General features: G+C 66.8%; 15 protein-coding genes. 7 read left to right on the top strand and 8 right to left on the bottom strand.

The features are described from left to right. Window positions 1-102: 102 nt before the first annotated feature. Both pta and BJP62_RS17585 read right to left on the bottom strand, forming a co-directional pair. Window positions 103-2,151 (bottom strand): phosphate acetyltransferase, encoded by a 2,049-nt coding sequence (gene pta, locus BJP62_RS17590; RefSeq protein ID WP_070531994.1) that lies wholly within the window; start codon window positions 2,149-2,151, stop codon window positions 103-105. Between the two features lie 267 nt (window positions 2,152-2,418). Next, complete coding sequence (locus BJP62_RS17585; RefSeq protein WP_070531991.1) at window positions 2,419-3,453, bottom strand: FUSC family protein; 1,035 nt, start codon at window positions 3,451-3,453, stop codon at window positions 2,419-2,421. A gap of 322 nt (window positions 3,454-3,775) precedes the next feature. Here BJP62_RS17585 and BJP62_RS17580 point away from each other — a divergent pair, with 322 nt between their 5' ends. From BJP62_RS17580 to BJP62_RS17565, 4 genes are all read left to right on the top strand, one after another. Beyond that, window positions 3,776-5,122 (top strand): diguanylate cyclase, encoded by a 1,347-nt coding sequence (locus tag BJP62_RS17580; protein ID WP_070531988.1) that lies wholly within the window; start codon window positions 3,776-3,778, stop codon window positions 5,120-5,122. Between the two features lie 107 nt (window positions 5,123-5,229). Continuing rightward, on the top strand, window positions 5,230-6,666 hold the full coding sequence (gene mdtD, locus BJP62_RS17575; protein WP_070531985.1) for a multidrug transporter subunit MdtD: 1,437 nt from the start codon (window positions 5,230-5,232) through the stop codon (window positions 6,664-6,666). A gap of 93 nt (window positions 6,667-6,759) precedes the next feature. Next, window positions 6,760-9,336: an ATP-dependent chaperone ClpB gene (clpB, locus tag BJP62_RS17570; RefSeq protein WP_070531982.1), complete on the top strand. Its 2,577-nt coding sequence runs from the start codon at window positions 6,760-6,762 to the stop codon at window positions 9,334-9,336. Window positions 9,337-9,463: 127 nt separating this feature from the next. Next, window positions 9,464-10,384 (top strand): alpha/beta fold hydrolase, encoded by a 921-nt coding sequence (locus tag BJP62_RS17565; RefSeq protein WP_070531979.1) that lies wholly within the window; start codon window positions 9,464-9,466, stop codon window positions 10,382-10,384. A 4-nt stretch (window positions 10,385-10,388) separates the two neighbouring features. Here BJP62_RS17565 and BJP62_RS17560 read toward each other — a convergent pair whose 3' ends face one another. Then, window positions 10,389-11,966, bottom strand: coding sequence for a methyl-accepting chemotaxis protein (locus BJP62_RS17560; RefSeq protein ID WP_070531976.1), 1,578 nt, complete (start codon window positions 11,964-11,966; stop codon window positions 10,389-10,391). A gap of 126 nt (window positions 11,967-12,092) precedes the next feature. Then, on the bottom strand, window positions 12,093-13,694 hold the full coding sequence (locus BJP62_RS17555; protein ID WP_083301007.1) for an ABC transporter ATP-binding protein: 1,602 nt from the start codon (window positions 13,692-13,694) through the stop codon (window positions 12,093-12,095). 78 nt (window positions 13,695-13,772) lie between these two features. On the opposite strand from BJP62_RS17555, the gene BJP62_RS17550 reads away from it, so the two are divergent. After that, window positions 13,773-15,509: a potassium/proton antiporter gene (locus tag BJP62_RS17550; protein ID WP_070531974.1), complete on the top strand. Its 1,737-nt coding sequence runs from the start codon at window positions 13,773-13,775 to the stop codon at window positions 15,507-15,509. A 66-nt stretch (window positions 15,510-15,575) separates the two neighbouring features. Then, the gene (locus BJP62_RS17545) at window positions 15,576-15,947 is read left to right on the top strand and encodes a DUF2502 domain-containing protein (RefSeq protein WP_205700930.1); all 372 of its coding nucleotides are present in this window, start codon (window positions 15,576-15,578) and stop codon (window positions 15,945-15,947) included. Between the two features lie 39 nt (window positions 15,948-15,986). On the opposite strand, the gene BJP62_RS17540 is transcribed toward BJP62_RS17545, so the two are convergent. After that, window positions 15,987-17,075 carry an ABC transporter permease gene (locus tag BJP62_RS17540; RefSeq protein ID WP_070531970.1) on the bottom strand — a complete coding sequence of 363 codons (1,089 nt, stop codon included), beginning with the start codon at window positions 17,073-17,075 and terminating at the stop codon, window positions 15,987-15,989. After that, on the bottom strand, window positions 17,072-18,127 hold the full coding sequence (locus BJP62_RS17535; protein ID WP_070531968.1) for a microcin C ABC transporter permease YejB: 1,056 nt from the start codon (window positions 18,125-18,127) through the stop codon (window positions 17,072-17,074). The genes BJP62_RS17540 and BJP62_RS17535 overlap by 4 nt, the downstream gene beginning before the upstream one ends. 98 nt (window positions 18,128-18,225) lie before the next feature. Between BJP62_RS17535 and BJP62_RS17530 the strand changes: the two genes are divergently transcribed. Further along, window positions 18,226-18,471 carry a hypothetical protein gene (locus tag BJP62_RS17530; protein ID WP_070531966.1) on the top strand — a complete coding sequence of 82 codons (246 nt, stop codon included), beginning with the start codon at window positions 18,226-18,228 and terminating at the stop codon, window positions 18,469-18,471. Between the two features lie 120 nt (window positions 18,472-18,591). Here BJP62_RS17530 and BJP62_RS17525 read toward each other — a convergent pair whose 3' ends face one another. Beyond that, window positions 18,592-19,905 (bottom strand): Na+/H+ antiporter family protein, encoded by a 1,314-nt coding sequence (locus BJP62_RS17525; RefSeq protein ID WP_070531963.1) that lies wholly within the window; start codon window positions 19,903-19,905, stop codon window positions 18,592-18,594. Between the two features lie 114 nt (window positions 19,906-20,019). Then, entirely contained in the window at window positions 20,020-21,804 is a 1,785-nt protein-coding gene (locus tag BJP62_RS17520; protein ID WP_070531960.1) for an extracellular solute-binding protein, read from the bottom strand. Between the last annotated feature and the right edge of the window lie 88 nt (window positions 21,805-21,892).

Raw genomic sequence — 21,892 nt, 5'->3', positions numbered from 1 at the left:
GTCCGGCGCAAATTGGCTTCGAACGTGCAGCCGGCCCGGTATTCGCGGCGACAAAAAAAACGCCGGCACGAGCCGGCGTTCTCTGGCAGATCGCCGAGCGGCTTAACGCTGTTCGTCCATCTGGGCGGCCTGGATCGCGGTCAGCGCGATCGTGAACACGATGTCGTCGACCAGCGCACCGCGCGACAGGTCGTTCACCGGCTTGCGCAAGCCCTGCAGCATCGGGCCGACGCTGACGACGTGGGCGCTGCGCTGCACCGCCTTGTACGTCGTGTTGCCGGTGTTGAGGTCCGGGAACACGAACACGGTGGCCTTGCCGGCCACCTTGCTGCCCGGTGCCTTCTGCGCGGCGACATCGGCGACCGATGCGGCGTCATACTGCAACGGACCATCGAGCACCAGTTGCGGGTACTTCTCGCGCGCCAGCTCGGCCGCGGCACGCACCTTGTCGACATCGGCGCCGGCGCCGGACTTGCCGGTGCTGTAGCTGATCATCGCCACCTTCGGGTCGACGCCGAACGCCTGCGCGCTGTCGGCGCTCTGCTTGGCGATTTCGGCCAGTTGTTCGGCGGTCGGGTTCGGGTTGATCGCGCAGTCACCGTAGACCAGCACCTGGTCCGGCATCAGCATGAAGAACACCGACGAGACGATCGACGAGCCCGGTGCGGTCTTGATCAGTTGCAGCGCCGGACGCACGGTACTGGCCGTCGTGTGCACGGCGCCCGAAACCAGACCGTCGACCTTGTCGACCGCCAGCATCATCGTGCCGAGCACGACGGTATCGGCCAGTTGCTCGAGCGCCTGGCCTTCGGTCAGGCCCTTGCTCTTGCGCAGCTCGACCATCGGTGCAACGTATTCCTGACGGACCAGATCCGGGTCGAGGATTTCCAGCGATGCCGGCAGCGTCACGCCCTGGGCGGCGGCAATCGACTCGATCGTCGCACGCTTGCCGAGCAGCACGCAGCTGGCGATGCCCTTCTCCTCGCAGATCACCGCCGCCTTGATCGTGCGCGGCTCGTCGCCTTCCGGCAGCACGATGCGCTTCTTCGCCGCGCGCGCCTTGCTGATCAGCTGGTAGCGGAATGCCGGCGGCGACATCCGCCCCGATGCCGGCACCCTGACGCCGGCGGCGAGCGATTCGGCCGCCAGCTGTTCGGCGACGGCATCGAGCACCGCGTTCATCCGTTCGATGTCGTCGGCCGCGACGGCCTGCGGCACCTGAGCGATGCGCGCCGCGGTGCCGTAGCTGTCGGTGTCGGTCTGCAGCACCGGAATGCCGCTGTTGAGCGCCATCGCCGAGAATTCGCGAATGCGCGGGTCGGGCATGCTCGAGTGCGTCAGCAAGAGCCCTGCGAGCTGGACGCCGTTCTTCGCCGCCAGCGCGGTCGCGAGCATGATGTCGTCGCGGTCGCCGGCGCTGACGACGAGCGCGCCCGGCTTGAGCCGCTCGACGACTTCGGTGACCGAACGGGCTGCGACCACGGTTTCCAGCACGCGGCGCTTGCTGATTTCGCCTTCGATCAGCACCTGTGCGTTCAGATGGCGTGCGACGTCGAGCGTGCGCGGCGCGAGCAGCTGTGCGTCATAACGGATGACGCCCCAGACCGGGATGCCGTCGATGGCCGGCTGCGCGGCGGCATCGAACGTCGCCGGCGCCTTGTTGAAGATCACCCCGGCGACGTTCAATCCTTCATGCCGGAGCTGGGCGGCCAGCACCTTGACCTCGTTGACCGCGCCCGGCGCACCGGCATTGGCGACCAGTACGGTTTCGGCCTGCATCGCGCGGGCGACGTCGGCGTTCAGGCCGGCGGTGAATGCGTTGTTGGGGTCGACGTGCAGACCTTCGACCACCAGCACGTCGGCGCCGTGCGACGCGCCGATGCACAGGCTGACGATGTCCTCGAGCAGATCGTCGTTCTGCCCTGCCGCGACGCGGGCGATCACCTGGCCGGTCGACAGCCCGTTCGGCGAGTCGATCTGGCAGATCTCGCGGGCGAAGTGCGTCGAACGCTCGATCTCGTGATGGTCCTGCGAGACGGGCTTGACGAAACCGACCTTGAGGCCCTGGCGCTGCAGCGCCCGGACCACGCCGAGCGAAACCGAAGTCAGGCCCACGTTCTGGCGCGTCGGCGCAATAAAGAATGTCTGCATATGTCGATTCCTCTTATGGGCGCGGAGCCCGGACTGCTGCTTGAGATACGGTGGCGCCCTGCGCGCTTGCCCCTGTCATGAGCGCAGGCGGCACAGGCGCTTGCGCCCGATGTCGATGCCGCAAATGTAGTTCATCGCCTGCAACCGGTGGCGGTACTTGTTACGCCGGCCGCATGAAATTTGCTCGGCGTCATGGCTGCGTCTCGCAACCATTGACATCCGGACGAAACAACGTCAATCAATTTGACCATCCACGATGGCCGCCGGCTAGCGGCGCCGCTTTTGCGCAGCCTCGATCCGCGGCAGCAGGCGCAGGTAGATCGCCGCCCCCAGCCCGCAGATCAGGCAGCCGACCACGGTGTCGGCCATCCGCGCCAGCGCGAAATCGGTCGCCGACATGCTGCCGCGCAGGATGCCGAAGTCGAGCAGGACCATCACCAGCGCGGTGATCGGAATCACCGCAACCCAGTAATTGCGCGCCTGTGCCGCCGGCAGCCAGACCGCCATCGCGGTCACGCACAGCGCCAGCGCCCACTCGGCGCGGACGAAATGCACGATCAGCGCGCCGAGCACGGCGCCGATCAGCGAACCGGCCAGACGCTGGATCAGCTTGTGGATGCTGTGGCGCGGATCGTAGACGGTGACGATGACGATCGTCAGCGGCACCCAGTAGGCGCGCGCCAGCCCGAGCCAGTGGCCGACCACGTAGCCGGCGACGACCAGCACCATGAAGTAGATCGTGAACGCGCCGTTGGTGTGGCGCCGGCGCAGAAGGTGCCGGGCCGCATCGCGCAGCATCGGCGCGCTCTGCGGCTCGGGCTTGCGGGCGATCGCCAGGTCGATCAGCACCGCCAGCATCCCCGCCAGCCCGCCGACGATCAGGTAGGTGCCGCACAGCGGCGGCAGGTCCGGCGCGCTGTCGCCGAACAGGAAGGCGATCAGCCAGTACTTGCCGATGAACTCGACCGCGCTGCCGGCACCCTGCAGCCAGCCGGCAACGGCGGTAAAGCCGATCAGCAGCAGCAGCGACGCCCCCGGAACCAGATGACCGACGACACCGGCGATGCCGGCCAGCAGCATGCCGACCGTCATGTAGAGGATCGCCGCCAGCCGCTCGCCGGTATCGCCGCCGCTGTCGACGAACAGCGTGTAGAAACCCGCGACCGCGCCATAGACCGCCGGCAGGAACTCGCCCCGCAACAGCGCGACCGCCAGCGGCAGACCGACGGCAATCGCCGCGCGCAGCATGCGCCGGCGGTTCGCCGGGGTACGCTGCAGGGTCAGGGCGGGATGAAGCAGCATGGGTATATGACGTCGGCGATTTGATAAGCGCGGAATGTACGATGCGCACCGTGGCTTGGCATTGGTAATGATGACGTAGTGGCCGGCAAGCGCTTACATAAGCGCCAGCCGGCGTATTCATTACCCAATACGACAATATATTTAAAGATAACAACGCATTGATTTACAATCCGATTTCATAAAAATTTGGCAATCCGGAATGCATGATTACCTGCAAAGCCGGAAAACCATGTAGTTGCGCGAGTAAACCGCCCGGATCGTTTGTGCTCGCGACCGGAAAAGCGTTCTAATTAGCAAACACTAATTTATCGACATTGAAAGCATGCCTCAGTCCGACCCGCACCGAATCCTGCGCCCCGCCATCGTTGCCCTGCTGGTCATCAGCATCGGCCTGCTGCTCTGGCAGTACTTCGGGCTGGACCGGGTGCTGCGCATCGACGGCGAGAGTCCGTACCGGCTGCAGATCGTCGACGACCGCGAGAGCGGCGGCGCATCGGTAGCGACGCTGGCGGTGCAGGACAAGCGCATCGTGTTCGGCTGTACGCTGCGCGACCAGTACGAGTGGCCGTTCTGCGAACTGGCAATCTGGCTCAGCGAAAAGCCGCAGCACGGCGTCGACCTGTCGCGCTTTCAGCACATTGCGTTCAAGCTGCGCAGCGCCGGCAGCGGCAATCCCCGGCTGCGCATCTTCGTGCGCAATTTCGACCCCCGGGACGCCAGTGCCGACGATTCGCTGAGCTGGCGGCTCAACGAACTGCAGTTCGATCCGCGCGACGACGGTCGCGAGATCCAGGTGCCGCTGCGCGCTTTCAACGTCGCCTCGTGGTGGCTGGTCAACCACAAGATCCCGGTCGAGCGCGCTGCGGTCGAAATGGACAATGTGCCGGTCATCATGATCGACACCGCCGGCGTGCGCGAAAACGCACTGCGCAGCATCACCATCGACTATGTCGAATTCCGCGGCAAATGGGTCAGCACCGGCGAGATGGCGCTATTCATCATCGCGCTGTGGGTCGGCGCCGCACTCGCCTACCTGCTGCGCGGGCAGATCGGCATGCGTCGCACGCTGGCGCACAGCCGCGAACGCGAGCAGGAACTCAGCGCGCTGAACGCCACGCTGATGATCGAAAACGCCAAGATCGGCGAACTCGCCAAGCACGACCCGCTGACCGGCGCGCTCAACCGTGCGGGCGTGCGCGACGCACTGCTTGACGAGGCGGCGATGAGCCAGATCAGCAAGCAGTCGTTTGCCGCGCTGTTCTGCGACATCGACCATTTCAAGCGGGTCAACGACGAGCATGGTCATGCCGTCGGCGACCAGGTACTGCAGCACTTCACCGCCCTGCTCCGCAAGCGCATCCGCCTGCGTGACTACCTGGTGCGCTGGGGCGGCGAGGAGTTCGTCATTTTCTGCCCTGGCACCAGCCTCGAGCACGCCGGCCAGTTGGCCGAGTCGCTGCGCCAGTCGATCGAAGCGGCCGACTGGCCGACCGGTCGGCCGCTGACCGCGAGCTTCGGCGTGGCGACGCTGGCCGACGAACCGCTGTCGCAGTTCCTCGAACGCGCCGACCAGGCGCTCTACGAAGCCAAGCGCCTTGGACGCAACCGGGTGGTCAGTGCCGGTTCGAAGCACACCGGCGGCCAGATGGCCGACATGCCAGATAGTTGATTAAAACAACGTAATAAGATTACGGAATTCTGCGTACCACACGCCTAGCATTGCGTAATTGGATTACGTGATCCGGAGCCGGCAAGGCTTTGGCAAGGTGTTGCGGGATGCAGACCGAAAACAATGCGGGTTCGACCCGCTGGCTGTTGTGGCTGGTGGCGATCGGCTTTTTCATGGAGACGCTGGACGCCACCATCGTCAACACCGCGTTGCCGTCGATGGCGCACAGCCTTGGCGAAAATCCGTTGCGGATGCAGTCGGTCGCGATCGCCTACGTGCTGACCGTCGCCGTGCTGCTGCCGGCCAGCGGCTGGCTGGCCGACCGCTTCGGCGTTCGCCGCATCTTCATCACCGCGATTGCGCTGTTCACCACCGGCTCGCTCGCCTGTGCGCTTGCACCGGACCTCGGCGCGCTGGTTGTCGCCCGCATGCTGCAGGGCGCCGGCGGCGCGATGATGGTGCCGGTCGGACGCCTGACCGTGTTCAAAGCCGTGCCGCGCAAGGACTTCATGGCGGCGATGAACTTCGTCACGCTGCCCGGCCTGATCGGCCCTTTGGTCGGACCGACGCTCGGCGGCTTTCTGGTCGAGTACGCGTCGTGGCACTGGATCTTCCTGATCAACCTGCCGATCGGTCTGCTCGGCATCATCGCCACGGCGCGGCTGATGCCCAACTTCAAGCTCGATCACAACCCGGATTTCGATGTCACCGGCTTCGTCCTTGCCGCGGTCGTGATGGCGATGCTGACGCTGTCGCTCGAAGGCGCCGGCGAGCTGCACCTGGGCATGGACGCGGTCGTGCCGATGCTGTCCGCCGCCGCGCTGGCATTGGCGCTGTACTGGCAACACGCGCAGCGCCATGCCACGCCACTATTCAGCCCCCGGCTGTTCTCGGTGCCGAGCTTCCGGATGGGGGCGTTCGGCAGCTTCTTCGGCCGCATAGGTACCGGCGCACTGCCGCTGCTGACGCCGCTGTTCCTGCAGATGGGCCTCGGCTTCAGCCCGCTGCACGCCGGGCTGATGTCGATTCCGACCGTGATCGGGTCGATGTCGATGAAGCGCGTCGTCGTCGGTACCGTCCGGCGCTTCGGATACCGTCGCGTGCTGAGCGCCACCACGGCAGCACTCGGCCTGACCATCGTCGGCATCGGCCTGTGCGGGCTGGCCGGGCTGTACTGGCCGATGGCCTTGCTGATGGCCGTTCAGGGCGGGCTCAACGCCACGCGTTTCTCGGCGATGAACACCTATATGCTCAAGGACCTCGACAACGGCCTGGCCGGCAGCGGCAACGGGCTGATGTCGATGATCATGCAACTGACGATGAGCCTCGGTGCCGCGCTGGTCGGCCTGCTGCTGGCCGCGTTCGGCGGCCACTTCGCCACCGGCTCGCCGCAGCTGCACACGGTATTCCTGCACACCTATCTGTGCATCGGCGTCGTCATCGCCGCACCGGCACTGCTGTTTGCACGGATCGACGATCCGCTGCCGGAGGGTGCCGCGGCCGCCGGCGTGACCGGCGCCGGCGAGGCCCGGCGCGCCGGTTGATCCCCCTGCCGGGCCGGTGGTTTTTCCGCTTGAAATGCGAGGGGCCTGCTCCATCTAGCATGCATACAGAACTTCTGCCTGCGAGGAGAAACCATGCGGATCGACAAACTCACCACCAAGTTCCAGGCCGCGCTGGCCGACGCACAGAGCCTGGCGCTCGGCCATGACGCCGGCTTCATCGAACCGGTCCACCTGTTCGCCGCGCTGCTGAACGACAGCGACTCGGGCACCGCCGCGCTGCTGTCGCGCGCCGGCGTCAACGTGCCGCCGCTGAAAAGCGCAGTGAACACCGCGCTCGAACGTCAGGCCAGGGTCGAAGGCAATGGCGGCGAGATCAACGTCTCGCGCGATCTGGCCAACCTGCTGAACCTGACCGACAAGGCCGCGATCAAGCGCGGCGACGCTTTCATCTCGTCCGAGCTGTTCCTGCTCGCGCTGTGCGACGACAAGGGCGAGGCCGGCCAGCTGCTAAAAGCAAACGGCGGTGGCCGCGATGCGATTGCTGCGGCGATCGACGCCGTGCGCGGCGGTGCCAGCGTCAACGACGCCAATGCCGAGGAACAGCGTGAGGCGCTGTCCAAGTACACGATCGACCTGACCGAGCGCGCCCGCGCCGGCAAGCTCGACCCGGTGATCGGCCGCGACGACGAAATCCGCCGCGCCATCCAGGTCCTACAACGCCGCACCAAGAACAACCCGGTGCTGATCGGCGAGCCGGGCGTCGGCAAGACCGCCATCGTCGAAGGTCTGGCGCAGCGCATCGTCAACGGCGAAGTACCCGAGTCGCTCAAGCACAAGCGGCTCTTGGTGCTCGATCTGGCCGCCCTGCTCGCCGGCGCCAAGTATCGCGGCGAGTTCGAGGAACGGCTGAAGGCGGTGCTGAACGACATCGCCAAGGATGAAGGCAACACCATCATCTTCATCGACGAAATCCACACCATGGTCGGCGCCGGCAAGGCCGAAGGCGCGATGGACGCCGGCAACATGCTGAAACCCGCGCTGTCGCGCGGCGAGCTGCACTGCCTTGGCGCGACCACGCTCGACGAGTACCGGCGTTACATCGAGAAGGACGCCGCGCTCGAGCGCCGCTTCCAGAAGGTGCTGGTCGACGAGCCGAGCGTCGAGGCGACGATCGCCATCCTGCGCGGGCTGCAGGAGAAGTACGAGATCCATCACGGTGTCGACATCACCGACCCGGCCATCGTCGCCGCGGCCGAGCTCTCGCACCGCTACATCACCGACCGCTTCCTGCCCGACAAGGCGATCGACCTGATCGACGAGGCCGCGGCCAAGATCAAGATGGAGATCGACTCCAAGCCCGAATCGATGGACAAGCTCGAGCGCCGGATCATCCAGCTCAAGATCGAGCGCGAGGCGGTCAAGCGCGAGAAGGACGAAGCGTCGCAACGCCGCCTCGGCCTGATCGAGGAAGAGATCGGCACGCTGGAAAAAGAGTATTCGGATCTGGAGGAAATCTGGAAGGCCGAAAAAGCCGCCGTGCTTGGCTCGCAGTCGATCAAGGAAGAGATCGAACAGGTGCGCAACGCGATGGACGCGGCCCAGCGTCGTGGCGAGTGGGACAAGGCCTCCGAGCTGCAGTACGGCAAGCTGCCCGAGCTGGAAGCCAAGCTCAAGGCGGCCGAAGCCGCCGAGGGCCAGGACAAGCCGCCCCGGCTGTTGAGAACGCAGGTCGGCGCCGAGGAAATCGCCGAAGTGGTGTCGCGCGCCACCGGGATTCCGGTCAGCAAGATGATGTCGGGCGAGCGCGAAAAGCTGCTGAACATGGAAGACGCACTGCACAAGCGCGTCGTCGGTCAGGACGAGGCGATCACCGTCGTGTCGGACGCGATCCGCCGCTCGCGCTCGGGCCTTGCCGATCCGAACCGGCCTTACGGTTCCTTCCTGTTCCTGGGTCCGACCGGCGTCGGCAAGACCGAGCTAACCAAGGCGCTCGCCGAGTTCCTGTTCGACACCGACGAGCACATCATCCGGCTCGACATGTCCGAGTTCATGGAGAAGCACAGCGTCGCGCGGTTGATCGGCGCGCCGCCGGGCTACGTCGGCTATGACGAAGGCGGCTATCTGACCGAGGCGGTGCGGCGCAAACCGTACAGCGTGATCCTGCTCGACGAGGTCGAGAAGGCGCATCCGGACGTGTTCAACGTGCTCCTGCAGGTGCTCGACGACGGCCGGCTGACCGACGGCCAGGGCCGCACGGTCGATTTCAAGAACACGGTGATCGTGATGACCAGCAACCTCGGCAGCCAGCAGATCCAGATGATGGCCGGCGAGGATTACCAGCTGACCAAGATCGCCGTGCTCGCCGAAGTGAAGGCGCATTTCCGCCCCGAGTTCGTCAACCGGATCGACGAGATCGTCGTGTTCCACGCGCTGGCGGCCGAGCAGATCAGGGGCATCGCCGCGATCCAGCTCAAGCGTCTCCAGGGCCGGCTGGCGGCGCTGGAGATCGGGCTCGACGTCAGCGACGCAGCCTTGGCGCAGATTTCTGAGGCCGGTTTCGACCCGGTCTACGGTGCGCGGCCGCTGAAACGGGCGATCCAGAGCGAAATCGAGAACCCGCTGGCCAAGCGCATTCTGGCCGGCGAGTTCGGTGCCAAGGACGTCGTCCATGTCGACGCGGTCGACGGCAGGATCGTGTTCGCGCGCTGATGCGCCATCCTCGCCACACCCCGCGCCGCGGGGTGTTTTATTACCGGCGACAGCGGGCAGAATGACGGCTTGAATCGCGCCGAACACCCCCGATGTGGAAGGAAGACCGCAAACCCACGGAGAACCCATGTCCCAAGTCAGCGCCAACGGACTGCAGATCGAATACGAACGCTTCGGCGACCCCGACGCGCCGGCCATCGTCCTCGTCATGGGGCTGGGCATGCAGCTGATCGGCTGGCCCGACGAGTTCTGCCAGCGACTTGCCGACGCGGGCTTTCAGGTGATCCGCTTCGACAACCGCGACATCGGGCTGTCGAGCTGGCTCGACCATCTGGGCGCGCCCAGCCTGCCGTGGAACCTGCTCAAGCGCCGGATGGGGCTGGCGATCAGCGCGCCCTACGCACTCGACGACATGGCGACCGACACGCTGGCGCTGATGGACGCGCTCGGCCTGGAGACGGCCCACATCGCCGGCGTGTCGATGGGCGGCATGATCGCCCAGCTGGTCGCCGCGCGTGCGCCGCAGCGTGTGCTGAGCCTGGCAAGCATCATGAGCACCAGCGGTGCCGCGGGCCTGCCCGGGCCGACCCGCGCCGCGCTGGCGGCGCTGATCCGCCGGCCGCCGCGCAATGCCTACGCCGAGGAAAACCGCGCCGCGATGATCGAATGGATGATGCGCAATTTCGCCGTGATCCAGAGCCCCGGCTTCCCGACGCCGCCCGAGCAGCAGCGTGCACGACTGCACCGCAGCCTGGCGCGCGCCGTCCACCCGGCCGGGGCGCTGCGCCAGCTGTTTGCCGTGGCCGCCGCGCCCGACCGCAGCCCGCTGCTGGCAACGATCCGGGTGCCGAGCCTCATCATCCACGGCAGCCACGATCCGCTGATCCCGCCGGCGTGCGGCCGCGACTGCGCGGCCAAGATCCCGGATGCGCGGCTGGTCGAGGTCGACGGCATGGGCCACGACATGGCGCCCGGCGTCTGCGCGCGGCTGCTCGAGCTGTTGCCGCCGCACTTCCACGCCGCCACGAGGACCCTCGCGACCGCCTAGCCGGTCAGCGCGATTTCTCGAACTGCTGCAGCATCGCGTGCAGCTCGTTGGCCACCGTCGACAGTGCGGCTGCGGCATCGCTGATGCCGGCATTCGCCGCACCGTTCTGCTCGGTCAGTGCGCTGATTTTTTCCATCCGCGCCGCGACCTCGGTGGCCGCCTGCGATTGCTGCCGGAGCATGCCGTCAATCTCGTGCGCCGACCGCTCGACGCCGCCGCTCGCGTCACAGATCTGCTGCAGCGTCCGCTCGCAGTCGTCGATCATCGCCGTACCCTGCCGCACCGCATCGACCGCCTGCCCCATGCTCGCCTGCGCCAGACCGGAGCGCTCGGCGATGGTGGCAATCGTTGCGCTGATGTCAGCGGTGCTCTGGCTGGTCCGTTCGGCGAGCTTGCGGACTTCGTCGGCGACGACGGCAAAGCCGCGTCCCTGCTCGCCGGCACGCGCGGCCTCGATCGCCGCGTTGAGCGCCAGCAGATTGGTCTGGTCGGCAATCTCGCGGATCGTCCGTGTCACGGTGTCGATATTATGAACGGCATCGGACAGCGCCCCCAGCGTCTCGCGCGCCGTGTCGACGACGGCGACAACCTGTTGCGTCGCCTGCTGCGCTGCACGCATCTCCCCGCTGCCGCGCCTGGCCAGTTCGCCGGCCCGATCGGCATGGGCCGCGCTCTGCCGCGTCGAGTCGTGGATTTCGTCGACCGAAACGGTCAGTTGCTCGAGCGCCGCGGCCACACCGGCCACGCCGTCGGACTGCGAATGCGCGCGTTCGCTCATCGACGCCGTATCGCCGGCGACCTTGCCGGCACGCTCGCCCACGGTGTCGGCCGCCGAAACGACGTCGGCGATCACCGCACGCAGGCTGATCCGCATCGCCTCGATCTGCAGCAGCAGGCGCGCGCATTCGTGCGGCGCACCGGTACGGGTCTCGAAGCGGAAGTTGCCTTCGGCCATCTGCCCGATCGCCGCGCTGGCGGCCGCCAGCGGCGCCTGCCAGCTCGCCCGCAGCCACACCCAGCCGGCGGCGGCAACGCCAGTCGCAACGATCAGGCAGTAAAGCGGCTCGACCCACAGCGCCGCACCGGACAGCGCCAGCAGCACGGCAAGCACCAGCGCCAGCCGCCACTGCAGTGCCAGCGTGCTCGGCCAGCGCGTTGGCGGCAGCGACGCCTGCCGCTGGTTCACCGCGCCGTAAAGCGCCTCGGCATCGCGGATCTGCGCTTCACTCGGCGCATTGCGTACCGACATGTAGCCGGTTTTTTCGCCGTTGCTCAAAAGCGGCGTAACGAAGGCTTCGACCCAGTAGTGGTCGCCGTTCCTGGCGCGGTTCTTGACGATGCCCCGCCACGGCAGGTCTGCCTGCAAGGTTTGCCACAGGTCGGCAAAGGCCGCCGGCGGCATGTCCGGATGGCGGACCAGATTGTGCGGGCTGCCGAGCAGTTCGTCCCGGCTGAAACCGCAGATGTCAGTAAATGCTGGATTTGCGTAGGTGATCCTGCCCTTCAGATCGGTTTTACTGACAAGCGGGCGATGCGGGTCGACCTTGATTTCCCGCCCTGTCACCGGTTCGTTGCGACGCATTTCAATATCCCTACCATTGTTATGGTTATATTGATGGGCCGCATATTAGAACAAATATTACCGAATACTTATAGGTGTAATCGGCAGTGTCTGCCCCTGATGACACACCGTTGACGGCGCACGTACTCAGGGCAGTGCTGCGGCCGAAATCAGCGATCTGGTGTAAGGATTCGACGGCGCCGCGAACACTGCATCGACCGCGCCCTGCTCGACGACCTCGCCCGCGTGCAGCACCATGACCCGGTGCGCCAGCGCGCGGACGACGGCAAGATCGTGCGTGATCAGCACGTAGCCGATGCCGCGGCGATGCTGCAGCTCGGCCAGCAGCGTCAGCACCTGCACGGCGATATGCGCGTCGAGCGCCGACGTTGGCTCGTCGAGCACCAGCACGTCCGGCGAGACGATCAGCGCCCGGGCGATGGCGATCCGCTGCCGCTGTCCGCCCGAAAACGCATGCGGATAGCGGTCGGCCACGTCGGCCGTAAGGCCGACCTCGGCCAGCGCCGCGATCACCTGTCGCCGCCGCTCGAGCGGGTCGAGATCGGGCTGATGGACCTTCAGACCCTCGCCGACGATCTCGCCGACGGTGAGCCGCGGCGACAGCGACGCGAAGGGATCCTGCAGCACGACCTGCAGATGCCGCCGCGCCCGGCGCAGCGCGCTGCCCGAGAGCGCATCGAGCGGCAGCACGTCGTCGCCGAGGTGGAATGCGATGCTGCCGCGGGCTTCACGCACCAGACGCAGCAGCGCCAGTCCCAGCGTGGTCTTGCCCGAGCCGGACGCGCCGACGACGCCGAGCGTCTCGCCGCGCGCCAGCGAGAAATCGACCGACGACAGCGCATCGACGTGTTCCGGACGACGCAGCCAGCCGCGCGAACGGCGGTAACGGCAATGCAGGCCGGTGGCGCGCAGCAGCGGCCTTGCGTCATCGGCGATCGGCCGCGCCAGCCGGACGCTGCGCGCCGCCAGCAGGGCCTTCGTGTACGGGTGTGCCGGCGCGGCAAACAGTCGCTCCGTTTCCGCCATCTCGACGATGCGGCCTTCGTGCATCACCGCGACGCGGTCGGCGAAATCGCGCACCAGCGGCAAGTCGTGCGAGATCAGCAGCAGGCCCATGCCCGATTCGGTCGCCAGTGACTTGAGCAGCGCGAGCACCTGGCGGCGCAGGTGGGCGTCGAGCGCCGTCGTCGGCTCGTCGGCGACCAGCAGCCTGGGGGTGCCGGCCAGCGCGATCGCGATCAGCACCCGCTGCCGCTGGCCGCCGGAGAGCTGGTGCGGGAAGCGTGCCAGCATCGTTTCGTCGAGCCCGACACGCTGCAGCAGCGCGGCCATCTCGGCCTGCGCCGCACGGCCGCCCAGACCGCGATGCAGCGCCAGCGCTTCGCCGAGCTGCGCGGCGACGCTCATCACCGGGTTCAGCGCCGACAGCGGCTCCTGGAACACCATGCCGATCCCGGCGCCGCGCAGCCCGCGCAATTGCCGCCGCGACATCGCCAGCACGTCGTCGCCGGCGAACAGGACCCGGCCGCTGCAGCGTGCATCCGGATCGAGCCGCATCAGCGCCCTGGCGGTCACGCTCTTGCCCGACCCCGAGCCGCCGACGATGGCCAGCGTTTCACCGGCCGCCAGCGTAAAGCCGACGGCGTCGACCGCCGGCGCGGAAGCACCGGGGTAATTCACGCTGAGTGCGTGCACATCAAGGAGGTGTGTGGCGGCATGCGGCATCATGGGTCCATCTTATGTTACAAACGGCACGGTTCCCGGACTTTTCGGGAACTTACTTACGGTAAAACTTTCTGGATTTTGATGGGACAACTGAATTACTGGCTGCTGCTCGGCAGCTTCCTGCTCTTGCTGGCCACCTTGTCGAGCGCGATCACCGCCCGGCTGGGCCTGCCGCTGCTGCTGGTCTTTCTCGGCGTCGGCATGCTCGCCGGCGACAGCGGTCCGGGCCAGATCCAGTTCAGCAACTATCCGCTCGCCTTCGGCGTCGGCAACGTCGCGCTTGCGGTGATCCTGCTCGCCGGCGGGCTGCAGACGCGCATCCGGAGCTTTCGCGTCGCGCTCAAACCTGCGCTGTCGCTCGCGACGCTCGGCGTGCTGGTGTCGGCCGGGCTGGCCGGGGTGTTCGCGGCGTGGCTGCTCGGCCTGCCGTGGCTGCACGCGCTGCTGCTCGGCGCCATCGTCGGCTCGACCGACGCCGCAGCGGTGTTCGCGCAATTGCGCTACGGCGGCGTGCGGCTCAACGAGCGCGTCGGCGCAACGCTGGAGATCGAATCGGGTGCCAACGACCCGATGGCGATCTTTCTCGTCATCACCCTGCTGAGCGTGATGACCGGATCGAGCCAGCCCGGCACGCTGAGCATGATCGCCGAGTTCCTGCGCCAATTCGGTTTCGGCGCGCTCGGCGGCCTCGCCGGCGGCTGGCTGATCTCGCGCGCCGCCGCGCGGTTCGCGCTCGCCGAAAGCCTCTACCCGCTGCTGATTCTCGGCGGCGGGCTGATGATCTTCGCCGCGGTCAACACGGTCGGCGGCAGCGGCTTCCTGGCGATCTACCTCGCCGGCCTCGTGATCGGCAACCGGCCGCTGCCGGCGGGCGAAAGCGTCCAGGGGATGATGGATGGTCTGGCCTGGCTGGCGCAGGCCGGCATGTTCCTGCTGCTCGGCCTGCTGGTGACGCCGAGCCGGCTGCTGCCCGAAATCGGCCCCAGCCTCGCCTTTGCCGCCTTCCTGATGCTCGTCGCCCGGCCGATCGCCGTCGCGCTCTGCCTCGTGCCGCTGAAGTTCAGCCGGCGCGAGATCGTTTTCGTCAGCTGGGTCGGCCTGCGCGGCGCGGTCCCCATCGTATTGGCGACCTTTCCGATCATGGCCGGCGTCGACGGCTCGGTCGCACTGTTCGACATTGCCTTTGCCGTCGTGCTCGCCTCGCTGCTGATCCAGGGCACGCTGGTGCCGTGGATGGCCAAGCGTTGCCACGTCGAAGTGCCCGACTACCCCGAACCGCTGGCGCGGCACGGCCTGCGGCAACCCGGGCGTGCCGACTGGCAGCTCGTCCAGTACCGGATCGCCGCCGATGCACCGGCCGACCACAGCGTGCCGCACGCCGCGCCCCACCTCGAACACGGCAGCGCCAAGCCGCTGGCCGTGCTGCGCGGTGCGCGGCTGGTGCTGCCGCGTCAGGCCGAGCGCTTGCAGACCGGCGACCTGATCGTGCTCGCCGCGACCGAAGCGGCGCTGCCCGAACTCGGCCGCTGGTACGGCGAGGCGCAAAGCCGGCGGATGGCCTACGAGCGCGCCTTTTTCGGCGACTTCGTCATCGACGGCGACGCGCCGCTGCAAGCGCTTGCCGAACTCTACGACAGCCCCCTCAACGAGAAGGAGGCCGAATTCGACGTCGCCGCGCTGATCAATGCCCGGCTGGGACGCCACGCGGTTGTCGGCGACCAGGTCAGCTTCGGCACGCTGCTGCTGACCGTACGCGAGGTCGAACGCGGCCGGATCACCCGCGTCGGCCTGAAGCTGGGCCAGCCGGCCAAGGTGTGAACTGCTACACAGCCGTCATGCGGGCATGGCTGTAGACTGGATTCATTATCGTTTCACAGGACCACCATGATGAAGAAGGCACTGTTCATCGGCCTGCTCGCGGCGCTGCCGCTCATGGCACCACTGGCGGCGCAGGCCGCCGACGTCAGCATCGGCGTTTCGGTCCCCGGCGTATCGGTCTACATCGGTGATCGCGACAACCGCGGTTACTACTGGTACGACGGCCGCTACCGCGACCCGTCGTGGTGGAACGCCCACCCGCAATACCATCCGAAGTACGGCTACCGCAATCCGCGCGGCTATTACTGGGACGGCGGTCGCTACCGCGACGAGAAGTGGTGGAAGAAGAACGGCAAGTACAAGCATCACGACCGTGATGACGACGACCGTGGCGGCTACCACTGCCCGCCGGGTCAGGCCAAGAAAGGCAACTGCTGACCGTTGCTCACCGGAAAAACCGGCCGCTGGCCGGTTTTTTCATGCGTCGGCGCGCGGATCGAGCGCCGCGCGCAGCGCCTCGCCGATGAACACCAGCAGCAGCAGCATGCCGACCAGCACCGCGAAGGTCGGCAGCGAGATCCACCACGCATCGAGGTTGGCCTTGCCCTGCGCCAGCAATTCGCCCAGCGACGGCGTGCTCGCCGGCACACCAAGACCGAGGAAATCGAAGCTCGTCAGTGCCAGCACCGCGCCGGACATCCGGAACGGCAGGAAGGCAATCACCGCGGTCAGCGAGTTCGGCAGCAGGTGGCGCCGGATGATCTGCCAGTCCGAGAGCCCCAACGCCCTCGCCGCCAGCACGTATTCGAGGTTGCGGTTGCGCAGGAACTCGGCCCGCACGTAATCGGCCAGCCCCATCCAGCCGAACACCGACAGCAGCACCAGCAGGATCAGCAGGCTGGGTTCGAACATCGACGCAAAGATCAGCAAGAGGTAGAGCTCGGGCATCGCGCTCCAGACCTCGATCACGCGCTGGGCGACGAGATCGACCTTGCCGGCGAAATAGCCCTGGACCGCCCCGGCGACGATGCCGAGCGCGCAACCGATCACCGTCAGCGCCAGACCGAACAGCAGGGACACGCGGAAGCCGTAGACCAGCCGCGCCAGCACGTCGCGGCCGCGGTCGTCGGTGCCGAGCCAGTTTTCCCGCGACGGCGCCGCCGGGTTCGGGCTCGGCGCAAAATAGTTGATCGTGTTCGCGGCATAGCGGTTCGGCGCGAACAGCGCCCAGTTGCCGTTGCTGGTGAGCCGGTCGCTGATGTAGGGGTCGAGATAGTCGGCCGGCGTCGGAAAATCGCCGCCGAACTCGGTCTCCGGGTAGTCCTTCGCCAACGGGAAGTACCAGGCATCGTGGTAGCGGACGACGAGCGGCTTGTCGTTCGAGAGCAGTTCGGCGCCAAGGCTGAGTACGAACAGCGCGCTCAGCAGCACAAGGCTGTAGAAACCCAGGCGCTGGGCGCGGAAACGCCGCCACGCGCGCCGCCATGGCGACAGCGGCAGGCCGGGTACAGGGCTTGCCTTGGCTTCGAACGCGCCGTCCAGTACCGGCTCGAGGATCGGCTTCATGCCTCGACTCCCTCGAAGCGCAGGCGCGGGTCGACCAGCACGTAGCACAGGTCCGACAGCAGCTTGGTCAGCAACCCGATCAGCGAAAACAGGTAGAGCGCGCCCATCACCACCGGATAGTCGCGGCGGATCACCGACTCGTACGACAGCAGGCCGAGGCCGTCGAGCGAGAACAGCGTCTCGATCAAGAGGCTGCCGGTAAAGAACGCGCCGACGAAGGCCGCCGGAAAGCCGGTGACGATCGGGATCATCGCATTGCGGAACACGTGCCCCCACAACACGCGCCGCTCCGAGAGCCCCTTGGCGCGTGCGGTCAGCACGTACTGCTTGCGGATTTCCTCCAGCAGGCTGTTCTTGGTCAGCAGGGTCACCGACGCGAAGCTGCCGACGACCATCGCCGAGATCGGCAGCACCAGGTGCCACAGGTAATCGGTGACCTTGCCGAGCAGCGACAGGCTCTCCCAGCCGTCCGACGTCAGCCCGCGCAGCGGAAACAGCTGCCAGAAGCTGCCGCCGCCGAACAGCACCAGCAGCAGCACGCCGAGCACGAAGCCGGGAATCGCGTAGCCGATCATCAGCACCAGCGTCGTCAGCCAGTCGAAGCGGCTACCGTGCCGCATCGCCTTGGCCACGCCGAGCGGCAGCGATACCGCGTAGACGATGATGAAGCTCCAGACGCCGAGGCTGGCCGACACCGGCAGCTTGGACTTGATCAGCGTCCACACGTCCTCTTGGTGAAAATAGCTCTGGCCCAGATCGAAATGCAGGTACTGCTTGATCATCAGCCAGAAGCGCTCGGCCACCGGCTTGTCGAAGCCGTACAGTGCGCGGATTTCGGCCAGTTGCTGTGCATCGAGCCCGCGATGGCCGAGCCGCGCCGCCGAGCCGCCGCCCCCGCTGGCTTCGGCAAGCGTCGACGTGCCCCTGAGCTGCTGGATCAGCTCGTCGGCCGGCCCGCCGGGCACGAACTGGATCACCGCAAACGTCACCAGCAGGATGCCGAACAGCGTCGGCAACATCAGCAGCAGGCGTTTGGCGAGATAGAGCGGCATTGGCGGGTGTCCGGGGGTTTGTCCCACCTTAGCACGGCTGGCCCAACGCCGACGGCTGCCGCGATAATGGCGGTCCCGAACTTTGCCGTGGACTGCCGATGCGCCTGCCGATCCTGCTGACCGTTCTGGGCCTGACCGCCTGCGCGTCGGTGCCGCACGCCGACGAAGCGCGCCTTGCCTGCGCCAGCCTCGTCGCCAGCAAAACGAGGGCCGAAGTCCGGGTCGAATCGGTCTACGCGCTGTCGGCGACGACGCTCGCCGTCACCGCCTACCCCAAGCTTGCCGGTTCGCAGGCGGTGCAGTGCCGCTACGACACCGGCAGCGGCAAAGCCAGCGTCAATTGAAGCTAGTGAAGCACGCCAGGAAAACCCAGCGCAGCGGTGCTGGCAAGGCGTGCGAAGCGCTGACAGTACGAAAGTACGGCAAGCGAGCACAACGCAGCCAGCAGGGTTTTGCTGCCGTGTTTAGAGCACCATCACTGCCACCCAGCCGAACACCAGCAACGGCAGGTTGTAGTGCAGGAAAGTCGGCACCACCGTGCCCCACATGTGGTCGTGCTGGCCGTCGACATTGAGGCCCGACGTCGGGCCGAGCGTCGAATCGGCCGCAGGACTGCCAGCGTCGCCGAGCGCGCCGGCGGTGCCGATCAGCGAGACGATGGCCGTTGCCGAGAAACCGAGGTGCATCGCCAGCGGCACGTAGATCGTCGCGATGATCGGCACGGTCGAGAACGACGAGCCGATGCCCATCGTCACGATCAGCCCGACCAGCAGCATCAGGAAGGCGGCGAGCGGCTTGTTGTCGCCGATCATCGCCATCGAGCCCTTGACCAGCGTTTCGACGTGACCGGTCGCCTGCAGCACCGCGGCAAAACCGTTGGCGGCGATCATGATCAGGCCGATGCCGGCCATCATTTTCATGCCGTCCTGGAACAGGCTGTCCGACTTCCTGAACTGCACCGCGCCGCCGAGCACGCAGACGATGAAGCCGGCCAGCGCGCCGAGGATCATCGAATCGGCGGCAAGCTGGACCGAGAACGTCGCGACCATCGCGACGACGGCAACGGTCAGCGAGCGGCGCGTGTAATGCCCGCCCTCGCGCTCGACCGTCGCCAGCGCCTCGAGGTCGTAGTCGCGCGGCTTGCGGTAGCTGAAGAACACCGCGATCAGCAGGCCGAACAGCATGCCGATCGCCGGGATCAGCATCGCGTGCATCACGTCGACATGGCTGGCGTCGAGGCCGGCCTTGGCGATGTTGCCGAGCAGGATCTGGTTGAGGAAGATGTGGCCGAAACCCACCGGCCAGAACATGTACGGCGTGACCAGACCGAAGGTGATCACGCAGGCCAGCAACCGCCGGTCGACCTTGAACTGGCCGAGCGTGAACAGCAGCGGCGGCACGACCAGCGGAATGAAGGCGATGTGGATCGGCAGGATGTTCTGCGACGCGATCGCCAACAGCAGCAGCGCACCGATGATGCCCCACTTGATCGAGCTGCCGCGCGCGCCCTTCTCGGCCATCCGCGCCAGCCCGTCGGCCATCGCGTGCGGCAGACCGGACTCGGCCAGCGCCAGCGCGAACGCGCCGAGCAGGCCGTACGACAGCGCCACGCTCGCGCCGTTGCCGAGACCGGAACCGAAGGCGGTCAGCGTATCGGCCAGCGGCATGTGGGCAACCCAGCCGGCGGTCACGACGGCGAGCAGGATGCTGACGACGACGTTGACCCGCGCCAGCGAGAGCAGCAGCATCAGCATCACGGAAATCAGGACGGCATTCATGGCGTTCTTCTAGGTGGGTTCGGACGGAAAAACCGGCGGACTTTACCGGCGAAACGGCGGGCGTGCATCGGCAATAACGCGTACGGACCGCCGCCGGCCCGGGTTTGCGACAAACTACCGCGCCCACCAGGTCTGGATCGCCCACTCCTCGGCGCCGTAGTACTTGGGCAAGGTCGCGGGCCAGGCATAGTGGTTGCGGAAGGCGACGCGGTGCACGCGGTTGTGCCAGTTCGGCACCAGGTAGTAGCCGGCGCGCAGCACGCGGTCGAGCGCACGGCCGGCCTCGACCAGCGCGGCACGGTCGGGGGCCTGCACCACCGCAGCGATCAGCGCATCGACCGCAGGGTCCGCGACGCCCATCGCGTTGTTCGAACCGGGTTCGCCCGCCGAGCGCGAACCGAAGTTACCGTAAAGCTCGTTGCCCGGGCTTTGACTTGCGCCAAAGGTCACCACGGTCATGTCGTAGTCGAACGCATCGAGCCGCTTCTGTGCCAGCGCCAGATCGAGCACGCGGTAGTTGAGCGTGATGCCGAGCTTTTGCAGGTTGCGCGCATACGGCGCAACCAGCCGCTCGAAGGCCTTCTGGTACAGCAGCATGTCGATGACGAAGGGCTCGCCGCTCCGATTGCGCAGCGCGCCGTCGCGATAGCGCCAGCCGGCGTCGTCGAGCAGCTGGCGTGCACGCAGCAGGTTCTTGCGCAGGCTGTCGGGCGGCGCGGTTGTTGGCGGCATCGTCGCGGTGACGAAAACCGACGGATCGATTCTGCCGCGCAACGGTTCTAGGTGGCGCAGCTCCGCCGGCCCCGGCTTGCCCTTCGCTTCGAGCTCGCTGTTGGAAAAATAGCTCGGCGAGCGCGTGTACTGGTCGTAGAACAGCTGGCGGTTCATCCATTCAAAATCCATCGCCAGCACCAGCGCCCGCCGCACGCGCACGTCCCTGAACTGCAGCCGGCGGGTATTGATCGCGTACCCCTGCATGCCGGCGCTGTTCTCGTGCGCAAAGGTCTGCTTGACGATGCGGCCATCGCGGAACGCCGGCCCGGTGTAGCCGCGTACCCACTGGCGCGCGACGTTCTCGAAGGTGAAGTCGAATTCGCCGGCCTTGAACGCCTCGAGCCGGGCGGTATCGTCCTGGTAGTAGCGGTAGCTGATCCGTTCGAAGTTGTAGCTGCCGCGCCGCACCGGCAGGGTCCAGCCCCAGTAGTCGGCCCGGCGCTGGTAGACGATGCGCTTGCCCGGATCGACGGCGCCGATCGCGTACGGCCCGCTGCCGATCGGCGGCTGCCTCACCCACTCGTCGAACGGCTTGCCGCCGCCCCACTCCCTTGCAAAGACCGGCAACTGGCCGACGATCAGCGGCAGCTCGCGGTTGTACTGCCTGAAGCGGAAGCGCACGGTCTCACCGTCGAGTACGTCGACGCCGGCAACATCGCTCCAGTACTGGCGGAACATCGGGCTGGCGCGCTTGCTCGTCAGCGTTTCGAACGAAAAACGCACATCGTCGGCCCCCACCTTGCGGCCGTTGCTGAAGCGCGCCTTCGGGTTCAGGTGGAAGGTCACCGACCTGCCGTCGGGCGCGATGCGGATATCGTCGGCAAGCAGGCCGTAGGCCGAGAACGGTTCGTCCTGGCTTTGCATCGTCAGGCTCTCGAACACCAGCCCGTCGCCCAGCCCGCCCAGGCCGGCCGCCGCACGCCCCTTGAGCGTGAACGGGTTGAGCTTGTCGAAATCGCCCATCGCCGCCAGCCGCAGCTCGCCGCCAACCGGCGCGGCAGGGTTCACGTAGTCGAAGTGCGTGAAACCGGCCTGATACTTCGGCGCGTAGCCGAGCGCGACTGCATCGTCGGCTCGAACGGGCAGGATCGCGAACAGCATCAGGAAGGCGGCAATGAAGCGCATCGGGTTTCGCCGGATGGGGACACTGCCCAATTCTAGAGCCAGTTCAGCGTCTTTTCGTACCGGTGTTCGGGGTCGTGCCGGCGGCCGG

The organism is Jeongeupia sp. USM3, from assembly GCF_001808185.1.
Taxonomy (GTDB): Bacteria; Pseudomonadota; Gammaproteobacteria; order Burkholderiales; family Chitinibacteraceae; genus Jeongeupia.
Note: the sequence above shows the minus strand (reverse complement) of the source record. Positions and strands in the feature narration are given on the sequence as shown.

What these genes read in the sequence shown, in the direction of transcription:
- pta (WP_070531994.1), bottom strand. Translation starts at nt 2,151, where the DNA reads ATGCAGACATTCTTTATTGCGCCGACGCGCCAGAACGTGGGCCTGACT.
- BJP62_RS17585 (WP_070531991.1), bottom strand. Translation starts at nt 3,453, where the DNA reads ATGCTGCTTCATCCCGCCCTGACCCTGCAGCGTACCCCGGCGAACCGC.
- BJP62_RS17580 (WP_070531988.1), top strand. Translation starts at nt 3,776, where the DNA reads ATGCCTCAGTCCGACCCGCACCGAATCCTGCGCCCCGCCATCGTTGCC.
- mdtD (WP_070531985.1), top strand. Translation starts at nt 5,230, where the DNA reads ATGCAGACCGAAAACAATGCGGGTTCGACCCGCTGGCTGTTGTGGCTG.
- clpB (WP_070531982.1), top strand. Translation starts at nt 6,760, where the DNA reads ATGCGGATCGACAAACTCACCACCAAGTTCCAGGCCGCGCTGGCCGAC.
- BJP62_RS17565 (WP_070531979.1), top strand. Translation starts at nt 9,464, where the DNA reads ATGTCCCAAGTCAGCGCCAACGGACTGCAGATCGAATACGAACGCTTC.
- BJP62_RS17560 (WP_070531976.1), bottom strand. Translation starts at nt 11,966, where the DNA reads ATGCGTCGCAACGAACCGGTGACAGGGCGGGAAATCAAGGTCGACCCG.
- BJP62_RS17555 (WP_083301007.1), bottom strand. Translation starts at nt 13,694, where the DNA reads ATGATGCCGCATGCCGCCACACACCTCCTTGATGTGCACGCACTCAGC.
- BJP62_RS17550 (WP_070531974.1), top strand. Translation starts at nt 13,773, where the DNA reads ATGGGACAACTGAATTACTGGCTGCTGCTCGGCAGCTTCCTGCTCTTG.
- BJP62_RS17545 (WP_205700930.1), top strand. Translation starts at nt 15,576, where the DNA reads ATGATGAAGAAGGCACTGTTCATCGGCCTGCTCGCGGCGCTGCCGCTC.
- BJP62_RS17540 (WP_070531970.1), bottom strand. Translation starts at nt 17,075, where the DNA reads ATGAAGCCGATCCTCGAGCCGGTACTGGACGGCGCGTTCGAAGCCAAG.
- BJP62_RS17535 (WP_070531968.1), bottom strand. Translation starts at nt 18,127, where the DNA reads ATGCCGCTCTATCTCGCCAAACGCCTGCTGCTGATGTTGCCGACGCTG.
- BJP62_RS17530 (WP_070531966.1), top strand. Translation starts at nt 18,226, where the DNA reads ATGCGCCTGCCGATCCTGCTGACCGTTCTGGGCCTGACCGCCTGCGCG.
- BJP62_RS17525 (WP_070531963.1), bottom strand. Translation starts at nt 19,905, where the DNA reads ATGAATGCCGTCCTGATTTCCGTGATGCTGATGCTGCTGCTCTCGCTG.
- BJP62_RS17520 (WP_070531960.1), bottom strand. Translation starts at nt 21,804, where the DNA reads ATGCGCTTCATTGCCGCCTTCCTGATGCTGTTCGCGATCCTGCCCGTT.